Annotated in this window: 9 protein-coding genes; 6 read left to right on the top strand and 3 right to left on the bottom strand. The window is 61.7% G+C overall.

What is annotated here, in order from left to right; genetic code table 11:
- On the top strand, positions 1–3,077 hold a 3,077-nt coding region (locus NW853_RS03765), incomplete at its 5' end, for a hypothetical protein (protein ID WP_414347833.1).
- 23 nt (positions 3,078–3,100) lie between these two features.
- Here NW853_RS03765 and NW853_RS03760 read toward each other — a convergent pair.
- From NW853_RS03760 to NW853_RS03750, 3 genes are all read right to left on the bottom strand, one after another.
- Positions 3,101–4,732: an alpha-D-glucose phosphate-specific phosphoglucomutase gene (locus NW853_RS03760; RefSeq protein WP_414333096.1), complete on the bottom strand. Its 1,632-nt coding sequence runs from the start codon at positions 4,730–4,732 to the stop codon at positions 3,101–3,103.
- Positions 4,733–4,849: 117 nt separating this feature from the next.
- Entirely contained in the window at positions 4,850–6,136 is a 1,287-nt protein-coding gene (gene arsJ, locus NW853_RS03755) for an organoarsenical effux MFS transporter ArsJ (protein ID WP_414347830.1), read from the bottom strand.
- Positions 6,137–6,161: 25 nt separating this feature from the next.
- Positions 6,162–7,172, bottom strand: coding sequence for an ArsJ-associated glyceraldehyde-3-phosphate dehydrogenase (locus NW853_RS03750; protein ID WP_414333099.1), 1,011 nt, complete (start codon positions 7,170–7,172; stop codon positions 6,162–6,164).
- 323 nt (positions 7,173–7,495) lie between these two features.
- Between NW853_RS03750 and NW853_RS03745 the strand changes: the two genes are divergently transcribed.
- The 5 genes from NW853_RS03745 (at position 7,496) to NW853_RS03725 (ending at position 11,730) form a co-directional block, all read left to right on the top strand.
- Positions 7,496–8,095 (top strand): DUF2232 domain-containing protein, encoded by a 600-nt coding sequence (locus NW853_RS03745; protein ID WP_414341522.1) that lies wholly within the window; start codon positions 7,496–7,498, stop codon positions 8,093–8,095.
- Positions 8,096–8,183: 88 nt separating this feature from the next.
- Positions 8,184–8,768, top strand: a complete 585-nt coding sequence (locus tag NW853_RS03740) for a hypothetical protein (RefSeq protein ID WP_414347827.1) — start codon at positions 8,184–8,186, stop codon at positions 8,766–8,768.
- Between the two features lie 62 nt (positions 8,769–8,830).
- On the top strand, positions 8,831–10,015 hold the full coding sequence (locus NW853_RS03735; protein ID WP_414334453.1) for a pyridoxal phosphate-dependent aminotransferase: 1,185 nt from the start codon (positions 8,831–8,833) through the stop codon (positions 10,013–10,015).
- Positions 10,016–10,163: 148 nt separating this feature from the next.
- Entirely contained in the window at positions 10,164–10,964 is an 801-nt protein-coding gene (locus tag NW853_RS03730; RefSeq protein ID WP_414347824.1) for a ParA family protein, read from the top strand.
- Position 10,965: 1 nt separating this feature from the next.
- A complete protein-coding gene (locus NW853_RS03725; RefSeq protein WP_414347822.1) occupies positions 10,966–11,730 on the top strand; it encodes a hypothetical protein in 765 nt (254 codons plus the stop codon).
- Positions 11,731–11,774 lie beyond the last annotated feature (44 nt).

The raw sequence follows: 11,774 nt of genomic DNA, 5'->3' as shown, positions 1-11,774 counted from the left end.
CTGCGGCCTCTGGTTCTGATCCTGGAGCTTCTGGATCCCTGCCACCCAGCACCCCTTCTGAAAAGGCCCTCACGCCAGAAGAGTTAAACCGGCAGCGGCTGCAACGGCTTTTGGCCGAGGGGGCGGCGGCCCATGCCCGGCGGCAGGCACAACAGGCCCAGGCAACGCCGTCTTCCCGGCCCGCTTCAGCAGCGACGCCCCCTGCAACCGTTCCGACTCTGGACTCTCTCGGCTCCCCCCGTTCCCAAGCTGCTGCCCTGCGGATGGAAGAAGAACTCCGGCTGCGTCCCACCGAGGCTACGCGCGCCCTAGGATCCACTGTCGAGAGCCCGGCCACTGCTCAAGGGCAAGCGGAGCTGGGTGAGGCCTCCGGCCCGCTGTCGCCAACCAACCGGATCCCGCCTTTCCCCCAGACCGTTCCTTCCTTGATCTCGCAAGCCGGTGGGAGCTTGGCGATCCCTGCGTTGGGAGGGACGGGAACCACTCAAGGGGGAAGCGAAACCGGAACAGAAGCTTTTGTTCCTACTGTCGGTTCCCCCCTGGCCCCTCAACTGCTGGAGCAGTTCCCGCTTCTACGGGATCTGAGCACCGAGACGGCGGGGAACGTTGACCTAGGCCGAGTGGGGGGATCCCAGATTCGCCAGCAGCTGGCGGCCACCGCCACCAGCCAACGGCAGATCCCCCTCGACCCGGATCAGATCAACGTCAGTGGGGATGTGCTCCGCTACATCGCCGAACAAGACCTGGGCATTGCCGAGGGAAACGCCCAGATCCAACTGGCGGACGGCACCCGCATCACTGGCGAGCGGCTGTTGTTTTACCGGCGGGAACGGCGCCTGCGCAGCGAGGGCCCCTTCCGGATGGAACAGCCCCCTGGCCCCCAGGGTCGCGGCATCCGGCAAATCGAGGGGCGCAACTTGGATCTGGACATCCCCAGGCGGTCTGCCCAATTTGAAAACTCGCTGGTGATCCTGCCGGGGGAGGAGCCGGGCACCCAGGTTTTTGTGCGCAGCCAAGAGACCACCGCCCTGTTGGGGGATCAGATTTTTTTTGAGAAGGCCACCGTCACCACCTCGCCGAAGCCGCCCATCACCCACTACGTGCAAGGGGATCGGGTGGAGGTGTTTCCCGATGACCGGGTCATCGTTTACGACGCCCGCGTCTTTGCCGGCGGCGAGCTCAGCGAAGAGGGCGATCTGCGGGCGGGGCTGCAGATTGCCTACTTGCCTCTTTTCATTTACAGCCTGCGGGATCACCAGTGGGTGCTGCCGGGGCGCAGTGAGGCGGAAGGGGTGTTTGTCAAATCCAGTTGGGCCTATCGCTTCGACGAGTACAACTTCGGTGGCCTGCGGCTGGATGTCCTGCAGAAGAAAGGCCTGGGCATCGGCTTTCTGCACGACTACATCCTCCCCATCCCCGACAGCGTCAACTACGGGCGGGCCCAGTTTTACCTGGTAACCGAGGTCGACCAGCGGCGCTTCTCCAGCCGCTTCCGCCTCGACCACAACTTCGACTTCTACGCCGCCAACCTCCTCGGCCAAGAGGGCCAACTGCGGGGCCAGCTCAACCTCAACCTGGACAACACCTACCGCCCTGCCGGCGGGCGTAACGACAACGCCGACCTGCGCCTCAACACCACCTTTCAAGGGGATCTCTCCACCACCACCCTCAACATCAGCCGCAGTGGATCCCAGGAAAACGGCACCTATAGCTTTCCCCTCACCCTCAGCCACATCCAGCGCTATGGGGGCGTGCCTTGGCTGCAATCGGATCTGCGCCTGGACTACAACCAGCGGGTGAGCGTCAAAGATGGGCCGGATTTCGCTGATGCGCGGCTGACGCTGGGTGCCCAACTCACCCCACCCGGCTGGGGAGGCACCTACCGCCTCAACTACCGCGCCTACAGCAGCTCCAACGGCGACACCGAGCCGCGCCGCAACTTCGAGCTGGCCTTCAATCCCGATCTCCTCCGCATCACTCCCGATATCTCCCTCAGCAGCGCCCTCACCCTGACCCAAGAGCAACAGCCAGATCGAGAAGTGGGATCCGGCCTTAACTTTTTCAATCGCTACGAGCTGCGCTCCAGCCTTCAATTCAACGACATTCAACCGGCTCCCTGGATCACCTTCATGCCCGGCTCGATCGACTACACCCAAGTCCTGTACTCAACCCCCGACCAGGAATCCACCGTCAGCCTCAACCCCCGCCTCAGCCTCAAGCCCGCCGACTGGAACACCATCGACCTGCGCTACAGCCGCACCTTTTACGGCAACAATTCCGCTCCTTTTCAAACCCTTTCCGTCAGCCCCAAGGATGTCGATCGCCTCAACGCTAACATCAGCTTCTTTACGCCGCGCGACTTCCTGCCCAACGTGCCCCCCGGCTACATTGCCTTTGAAGATGACCTGCCCGGCGAGCTGCCCATAGCTCTGACCTTCCCGGACGACACCCCGGAGGACTTGGAAGCGATTGCCTCCCGCAACTTGCAGGAGCTGCAGGCGGAAGTAAAAAACCTGTTGCGCTTCGACACCACCCTTGGCTACGACTTTGTCGCCCAAAGGTGGGACACCCTCAACGCCAACTTTACCTGGAACACCACCCCTGAGCTATTCAACATCCAGGTGCAAACCTCCTACGACCTCAACGAGGGGCAGTTACAACCGATCCGTCTGGAATATCGAGGGCGCAGCAGCACCACCTTCAACCGGGAGCAGCGCTCGGGTCTAGATAGCTATGAGCCGGGGATCAGCTACGCGCTGCAGGCGGTTTACGATCCGCGGCTAGGCCAGATCTCTACCTATGGACTGGAGTTGGATGCCACCCTCGGCACGCAGTGGCAAAACCACTGGCGGCTCCGCCTGGGCCTGACGGAGGCAGGGATCCGCCGCATTGAAGTGCGCCGCGACCTGCGGGATTTCGAGCTGCGCTTGGCCTACGATCCGCTGGCGGAGTCGCTGCGCCTGGAGGGGATCCTGGTGGCTTTCCCCAGCCGTCCGGTGGGCCTGACCCAGGAGCGGGGGGAGTTTCAACTGACCTCTCCGGTGGGTGCATTCAGCCTGGATAGTCTGGCCCGCTGATCCGGAGTTCTCTTAGGTAAGGACTAGGTAACGACGTCTGGCTGCTGCCGACCCGTGCGGGCGCGAATCTGGGCAAGGTGATCGGCCAGTTGAATCTGCTCGGCCAGGGCCACCTGGGGATCCAAGCCATGCCGGGCGGGATCCAGCTCCAGTCGCTCTAGGTATACCCGCAGAGTGGCCCCTTGGGTGCCCGTTCCCGAGAGACGGTAAATAACACGGGATCCATCTTCAAAGCCGATGCGGATCCCTTGGTTACGGGTGGTGCTGCCGTCCACGGGATCGGTATAGCTGAAGTTGTCGGCATAGGTCACCCTGTGGGATCCCAAACGCTGGCCCACCCACCCGGGCAGGGAGCGCTGCAGGTTTTCCATAAGGGCCTCGGCCACTTCCACCGGCAGGCCCTCGTAGTCGTGGCGGGAGTAGACGTTGCGTCCGTAGATGTGCCAATGTTCCTCCACGATCTGCCGCACCGGCTGCCGTCGGACGGCCAGAATGTTCAGCCAAAACAGGACGGCCCAGAGCCCATCTTTTTCGCGGATGTGGTGGGATCCGGTGCCGAAGCTCTCTTCCCCGCAGAGGGTCACTTTGCCGGCATCCAATAGGTTGCCGAAGAATTTCCAGCCGGTGGGGGTTTCGTAGCAAGGGATCCCCAACTTGGCTGCCACCCGATCCGCCGCTTGGCTGGTGGGCATGGAGCGGGCAATTCCCACCAAGCCCTCCCGGTAGCCGGGCACCAGGTGGGCATTGGCTGCCAGCACGGCCAAGCTGTCGCTGGGGGTGACGTAGAATTGGCGGCCCAGGATGAGGTTGCGATCCCCATCCCCATCGGAGGCCGCCCCGAAGTCCGGCCCGTCTTCCCGAAACAGCAGCTCCAGCAATGAGCGGGCATGCACCGGGTTGGGATCCGGGTGTCCGCCGCCAAAATCCGGCAGGGGCTGCCCGTTGAGCACGCTGCCCTCTGGCGCTCCCAAGGATCCCTGCAAAATGGCGCGAGCATAGGGGCCGGTGACGGCGTGCATGGCGTCGAAGGCGATACGGATCCCAGAGGCCAGGTAGTCGCGGATGGCGTCGAAATCGAACAGGCGCTGCATCAGGCCCAAGTAATCGGCCACCGGGTCGATGACGGACACCGTCAGGGATCCCAGCCGTTGCTCGCCCAAGCACTCCAGATCGACATCGGCAGCTTCCAGGATGCGGTACTCCCGGATCTGCTGGGTACGAGCGTAAATGGCCTCGGTCAGCTTCTCCGGGGCAGGGCCGCCGTTGCCGATGTTGTACTTGATGCCGAAGTCCCCTTCTGGGCCGCCGGGGTTGTGGCTGGCCGAGAGAATGATCCCCCCATAGGCCCCGTATTTGCGGATGAGACAGGAGACCGCCGGCGTGGAGAGGATCCCTCCCTGCCCCACCAGTACCCGCCCCATGCCGTTGGCCGCCGCCATCTTGAGCAGAACCTGAATGGCCTCCCGGTTGTGGTAGCGGCCATCTCCTCCCACCACCAGAGTTTGGCCGGCGGATCCCTCGAGGACATCAAAAATGGATTGGAGGAAGTTTTCCAGGTAATGGGGCTGCTGAAACACGGGCACCGGCTTGCGCAGCCCAGAAGTGCCGGGTTTTTGGCCAGGGAAGGGAGTTGTGGGAACGATGCGCAGGCTCATAGGCTGCCGGAAATGCTGCTTGCCCTTCTACTATCTCATCTATCTCCCCCTTGGGCGGGGTTCGGGCGCAGAGTCCTTTCCCCTCCTCCACTTGATGGATGGGATCGAGCTCAGTTTTCAATCGCCTGGCTTAACCACCCACTCCACCGGCGTTTTGCCGGGATCGGGCAACTTCAGCGAGAACAGCCCCGCCGCCAAGATCAACAGGGTAGAAAACCAAAGGCAGCCCACCAAGCCATAAAGCTGGAAGAGGATCCCGGAGGTCACCGTCCCCAGCAGGCGCCCACCGGAATTGGCCATGTAGTAAAAGCCCACGTTGAGGGCGACATCGTCATCTTCTGTATAGGCCAACACCAGGTAGGAGTGCACCGCCGAGTTGAAGGCGAAGACGATCCCAAAGAGGATGAGGCCGCCGGTCACCACCCATTCCGGCGGCAGGCCGGCCATAAAGGCGGTGGCAATGAGTGCCGGCACTGCCGTCAAGGTCAACGTCCAGATCTGAATGGTGCGGGCCTTGGGCGCGCGGCCCGGGCGCCCTCCCCCCAACAGTTGCGGCGCTACAAACTGAATAAAGCCATAGCCGATAACCCAGATGGCCATGTAGCTGCCCACCTGCATAAACGTCCAGCCCAGCTCGTCGTAGAGGAACACCGGCAGGGCCACCACAAACCACACATCCCGCGACCCAAACAGGAAAAAGCGGGCCGCCGAGAGAAGGTTGATCTCTTTGCTCTTGGAAAAGAGGCGCTTGAAGGGGATCTTGGCCTTGACCTTGCCCATATCCGCCGGCAGCAGCGCCCCGGAGCAGAAGATCAAAGCCAGCGCCCCCGCCTGCACGAAGTTGGCCATGCGGAAGCCCAGGGGATCCCCGTAGATCTCGGTGAAGATCTGCAGCAGGGCCGCCCCCACAAAGAACCCCACCCCCTTGAGGGCGTTCTTGGATCCCGTCAGCATGGCCACCCAGCGGAACAGGCGGGACTCGGCCTCCTTGGGCACCACCAGGCGGATGGCGCTTTTGGAACTCATCTTGGTGAGATCCTTGGCGATCCCGGCCAGAGCCTGGGCCGTCATTACGTAGGCCACCTGGCCCCAGATCGGCCACTGCAGGTTGATCACCCCCAGCATCACCAGGCCGAAGATCTGAATGGCAATGCCCCCGTACAGGGTGAGCCGCAGGCCAAACAGGGATCCAATCCAGCCGCCCAGAAAGTTGGTGATCACCCCGAAGATCTCGTAGAAGAGAAACAGCATGGCAATCTGAATCGGGGTGAAGCCCAACTTGTGGAAGTGCAGCAGCACCAACATGCGGATGGCGCCGTCGGTGACGGTAAAGCCCCAGTAGGCGGCGGTTACCAGGGCATAGTTGCGCACGGCGGCAGCTTGGGCGCTCGAGACAGAAGTCATGGGCAGGCCTCCAAGGGAGATGTTTTTATAAACTGAGAGCCACTTTGCGGGCCAATTCCGCCATGCGGTTGGCGTAGCCCCATTCGTTGTCGTACCAGGCCAGGATCTTCACCTGGGTGCCGTCCACCACCATGGTCGAGGGGGCATCCACAATGCTGGAGCGGGGATCCCCCTTGAAATCCACCGAGACGAGGGGCAGCTCCTCATAGCCGAGGATGCCCTTGAGTTCCCCCTCGGCTGCAGTCTTCAAGAGGTGATTGACTTCTTCCACGCTGGTGGGCCGCCTCACCTCGAACACCGCGTCGGTCAAAGAGGCATTCAGCAGGGGCACGCGCACTGCAAGGCCGTTGAGCTTGCCGTTGAGCTCAGGGTAGATGAGGCCGATGGCCTTAGCCGAGCCGGTGGTGGTGGGCACCAAAGACAGCAGAGCCGAGCGCGCCCGCCGCAAATCCTTGTGCGGGGCATCCACCATACTTTGGGTGTTGGTGACGTCGTGGACGGTGGTGATCACCCCGTGTAGGATGCCGATCCCCTCGTGGATGACCTTCACCAAGGGGGCCAGGCAGTTGGTGGTGCAGGAGGCGGCTGTGAGCAAATGGTGGCGGCCCGGATCGTAGAGGTGGTCGTTGATGCCCATGACGATGTTGAGGGCCGCCTCATCCTGGACGGGGGCAGCCACAATGACCTTGCGCACCCCCGCTTTGAAGTAGGCGTCCAGTTCTGCCGCCTTGACAAATTTGCCTGAGCACTCCAGCACCAGGTCGATCCCCAAATCGGCCCAGGGGACTTCGCCAGGAGATTTGTACTCGCTGAAGGTGAGGGCTTTGTCTTGGATGCGCAGCCCTTGGCCGGATGCCTCGATGTCGATGTTCCAGCGGCCCTGCACCGAGTCGAACTTGAGCAGGTGAGCTGCGGTGGCAGGCCCGCCTTTGATCTCGTTGATGTGGGCAAATTCCAGCTCCGGCCAGCCCCAAGCCGCCCGCAACACCAACCGTCCGATGCGGCCAAAACCGTTGATGCCCACCCGCACTGCCATGTTGATTGATCCCAAAATCGTTCAGTAGGGATCCCGCCTTTTCAAATGAAGATCCCGTCTCGACTCTACCAGAACGCCCCACTCATTTCAAGACAAGTTGATGGAACCCACAAGGGATCCGCTGGGGTGGTGGGCATCGACAACAGGGTTCCTCCCCCAGCCGTTTTACATCAAATAAACGGTTGCGCCCAACCCGGCAAGCGGTGACCTAAGCTGGGAAAAGTCGTGCGTTTCTGGATGTGCCCTCGCCGCCTCAGCCTTCTGTGCCGGATGACTTTCCTCCCCTCCCCCCGCCCCCTCCCCGCTCTCCGGCCTTGAGGGTGGTGGAAACAGCTTTTTTGGCCAGCACCGCCGCTTTGATCTGGATCTTGAGCTACACGCCGCTGGCTCCCTTTATGCGTCTGTTTTTCCCCATTCCGGTGGCGCTGGCGGTGATGCGCTGGGATCCCCGCACCGGGGCGATGGCCCTGGTGGTCTCCGCCCTGTTGCTGACAGTGCTGATGGGGCCCACGCGCAGCATTCTCTACGTCATTCCCTATGGCCTGCTGGGCTACGGGTGTGCCCGCCTCTGGCAGCAGCGCTTCTCTTGGTATGTCTCGGTAGCCAGCGGCGCTGCCCTCAGCGCTTTCGGCCTGGTTTTCCAGTTGTTGCTCTCCTCCCTGCTGGTGGGGGAAAACCTCTGGACTTACGTGACCATCCAACTCACCGGCCTGACCAACTGGCTGCTGGATGTGTCCCTGGCCAGACTAGGGGTGTACTGGGTGGCGGAACCCTGGATGGTTCAGGTGGTGGTGGTGGCATTCATCGCCTTTAACTCCCTCATCTATGTGTTCACGGTGCATCTGGTGGCCGCTCTGGTGATGGAGCATTTCCGCTGCCCGCTGCCGCCGCCACCGAAGTGGGTGCAATTTTTGCTGGATTAGCAGCCTCCCATACTTCTGAGATGGCCGCTGTCATGAGATAGACTTGTAAGCCCTACTCTTTTGGCCTTCCGTCCTGTTGCTGACTCCTATGAATCCCCTGCCCCCGCCCGCTCACCCCTACCAGTTCCGTGCCTTGGGCCTGATCAAGGGATCCCTAAAAGCGATCCCCAAGACCTATGCGCAGGCGATGTTGGTTGCCAGCGATGGCGTGGAGTATCCGGCCACCCCTGGCCGCGCCGAGCTGCTGCGTCCTTTCACCCACTGCATCGAGAGCGGCCACACCTACTGGTACTACGTGCAGCCACAGCCGCGGTCGGGAGGCGCCCTAGGTCTGAGCGTCATCCGCATTCTGGCTCTGCCGGAAGAGGAGGCAGATCCAGAGCTGGAGGATGAGCCTTTTTTGCCTGCCCCCGAAGATGCAGAGGAGGGCTTCAACATTCGCGGCATCGTCGAGCCCCACGATGGCTTTGTTGAGATAACCGTGCGGCGCAAGCCCCAAGGGAACAAGCAATTTCCGCCCTTACAACTGCGCTTGGAGGGGTTTTTGCCAGGAGCTGTTGCGGGCGAGTTTTGGGATCTGTTAGCGGAGCGGGAGGGCCATGAGCTGCTGCTGGTGGATGGCAGCCGCCTCTTGACAGCAGTAGCCCAGCCTCAGAACCCCTCAGAATCGTGACGTCCTCCCGTCACTGACCGCAAGGAAAGTTAAAATTTTCAAAACAAAGAGTTTCCTGACTGATGGTGTCTGCTGCCGGCTTGTCCCAACGGGTCGCCCATCTATCCTCGTCCCCCACGTTGTCCATTACAGCTCTGGCCAAAGCCATGCAGGCAGAGGGTGTGGATGTGTGTAGCTTGAGCGCCGGCGAGCCGGACTTCGATACACCTGAGCACATTCGGGCGGCGGCCATCCGCGCCCTGGAAGAGGGCAAAACCCGCTACGGCCCCACCGCCGGGATCCCCGCCCTGCGCCAGGCGGTGGCGGACAAGTTGCGGCGAGAAAACGGCTTGGACTACAGCCCCGACCAGATCCTGATTAGCAATGGCGGCAAGCAAACCCTGTTTAACCTGGCCATGGTACTCCTGGATCCCAGCGACGAGGTGATCCTGCCCGTCCCCTACTGGGTCAGCTATCCCGAGATGGTGGCTTTGGCGGGGGCCAAGGTGGTGCGGGTGCAGACAGAAGAGGCTCAGGGGTTCAAACTCACCGCCGCCCAACTGCGCCAGGCCCTCACCCCCCGCAGCAAGTTGCTCATCCTCAACTCGCCGGCCAACCCCACCGGCGCCGTTTACCATCGGCAGGAGCTGGCAGCCTTGGCCGAGGTGATCCTGTCTGTCCCCCATCTGTATGTGGTCTGCGACGAGATCTACGAAAAGCTGATTTACGGACAAGCCTGCCACATCAGCCTGGGATCCCTTTGCCCTGACTTGGTGCCACGAGTGATCCTCAGCAGCGGCTTTGCCAAAGCCTATGCCATGACCGGCTGGCGGGTGGGCTACTTGGCCGGGCCCAAGCCCATCATCGACGCCGCCATCAACCTGCAAAGCCACAGCACCTCCAATGTCTGCACCTTTGCCCAGTACGGCGCCCTGGAAGCCCTGACCAGCCCCCTGTCGGCAGCGGCGGTGGAAAAAATGCGGCGAGAATTTTGGCAGCGGCGGGATCTGATGCTGGAGGGGATCCGCGCTCTGCCGGGAGTGACTTGTCCAGAGCCGGAGGGCGCCTTTTATGTGTTTGTCAACATCGGCCAAACCGGGCTAAGTTCGGTGGAGTTCTGCCAACGGCTGCTCCAAGAACATCACGTCGCCGCCGTGCCGGGCCTGGCCTTCGGGGCAGATGCCTACATCCGCCTTTCCTATGCCGCCGATCGCGCCACCCTGGAAAAAGGGCTGCAGCGGCTGCACCGGTTTGTGTCTTCCCTTTGAGGATCCAATTTGAGGATTGATAGAGAGCTGATCCAGCGGATGGATCCCTGCAGGCCGTCCTCAGCCGCGCAATCCCTATCTAAGGTGTAAACACTATTGCTTAACCCTAGCTATAGTGTTAGGGGATGGGCTACGAGGGGGATAACGCATGTCTGGCAGAACGGCGCTTGTCATCACCGTCGCCTGCTTGAGTGGGGGATCCGGAAAGACCACAGCCGCCCTCAACTTGGCCATCATGCTGGCAGAGCACGGCAAGACCTTGGCCGTCGATTTTGATCCGCAGGGCAACCTGAGCCAGTGGCTGGGCTGGACAGATTTGTCGGAGTCGGCCACCATTGCCGAGACGATTTTGCCAGGGGCGGATCGGGTTCACATTCGGGAGATCATTCGTCCGCCGCTGAATGAGGATCGCCAGGAGCGGCTGTGGCTGGCCCCCAGCGACTACAGCCTGTCGCGAGCGATGGACGCGATTGTGATGGAGCCGGGGCGGGAGCTGTTTTTGAAGCGGGCTTTGCGACCGATTTTGTCGGAGTATGACTTTTTGGTCATCGACAGTCCCCCCTCGAAAGGGCTGCTCACCTACAACAGCATTCTCAGCGCCGATCTGTTGGTGGTGCCGACGGAATGCACCCAAAAAGGGGTGATGGGGGCCCTGAGTACCCTGGTGCTGCTGAAGGAATTGGGGGAGCTGGATTTTCAGGTGCCCAAGTTTCTGGGGGTGCTCCCCACCCGGGAGCAATGGGTGGGCAACAACCGCACCAAAATGTCGCGGGCAGCGGTGGAAGCCCTGGCGGAAATGATGCAAGGGATCCCCATTTTTACCCCGGTGCGGCAAAGCACGGTGGTGCAGCAAACCAACAGTATGGGCTGGTCGTTGGCAGAGGCCGGAGAAGAGGTTTTGGCCCAACCTTATCGCGAGATCCTTGAGGTGGTGTTGAGGTCTCGCTAAGATGGCTACCACCAAAAAGCCCCCCAAGAAAAAATTGCCCACTGGCCCTACCAAGGCCGATCTGCTCTCGCGCATGGGGGTGAATAAACAGCCAGAGCTGCCCGAACCTGTGCCTGTCGATTGCGTGGATGCTCCGCACCGTCCCAAAGACAACAAAGAGACACAGCCTCTGGATCTGCCTCGCCCTGGGGCAGTGGGTGTCGAGCCGGAGCAATCTCCCGTGGCCTCGCCCCGTCAGGGCTGTGCTGCCACAACCCCGCCAGAGGCAGAGCGGATCCCTCTTTTGGCCGATGCACCCTTCCCACCTGAAGCGCCTTCTCTGGGTGGAGATCTTGACGTGGATCCTCTGCCCGTCCTGTCGCCGGCTCCGGTCGAGCAGGTCAACCCGGCCAAATGGGCTACGCTGCCGACTGAAGGGCAAGCCGAGCTTCTGCCCCCTGCCACCACCTGTACCGGCGATGGAGTTCACCAAAACGGTGCCGCCAAGCCAGCGGATCCCCGCGAGGCCCTCGATGCCCAACTGGGCCTGCAAAAGCTCACCCTCAAATGGTCTATCAAGAGAGTACAAAAGCTGGGATCCCTGCAAAGCACCACCGGGCTGCCGGGCGAGATTTTGCTGGAAGTCCTGCTGGATCATTGGGAACGACTGCCCAAAGCATTGCAACAAGAGTGCCTGCTGCAGGCCCACCGCATTCGCGTGGAACGGCTGGTGGTCAGCCAAAACTTCACCATCGCCACCATTGAGCAACTGCTGAGCAACTGTTGAACGAGACCCATTGATCCCGATCCGCTCGGGTGGGAATTCCGCTC

This window comes from Synechococcus sp. H55.11, from assembly GCF_047462475.1.
Lineage (GTDB): Bacteria > Cyanobacteriota > Cyanobacteriia > Thermostichales > Thermostichaceae > Thermostichus.
This window is presented reverse-complemented; position numbering and strand designations above follow the sequence as displayed.

Coding starts and splice junctions, on each gene's coding strand:
- NW853_RS03735 (WP_414334453.1), top strand. CDS start 8,831: ATGGTGTCTGCTGCCGGCTTGTCCCAACGGGTCGCCCATCTATCCTCG.
- NW853_RS03730 (WP_414347824.1), top strand. CDS start 10,164: ATGTCTGGCAGAACGGCGCTTGTCATCACCGTCGCCTGCTTGAGTGGG.
- NW853_RS03750 (WP_414333099.1), bottom strand. CDS start 7,172: ATGGCAGTGCGGGTGGGCATCAACGGTTTTGGCCGCATCGGACGGTTG.
- NW853_RS03760 (WP_414333096.1), bottom strand. CDS start 4,732: ATGAGCCTGCGCATCGTTCCCACAACTCCCTTCCCTGGCCAAAAACCC.
- arsJ (WP_414347830.1), bottom strand. CDS start 6,136: ATGACTTCTGTCTCGAGCGCCCAAGCTGCCGCCGTGCGCAACTATGCC.
- NW853_RS03740 (WP_414347827.1), top strand. CDS start 8,184: ATGAATCCCCTGCCCCCGCCCGCTCACCCCTACCAGTTCCGTGCCTTG.
- NW853_RS03725 (WP_414347822.1), top strand. CDS start 10,966: ATGGCTACCACCAAAAAGCCCCCCAAGAAAAAATTGCCCACTGGCCCT.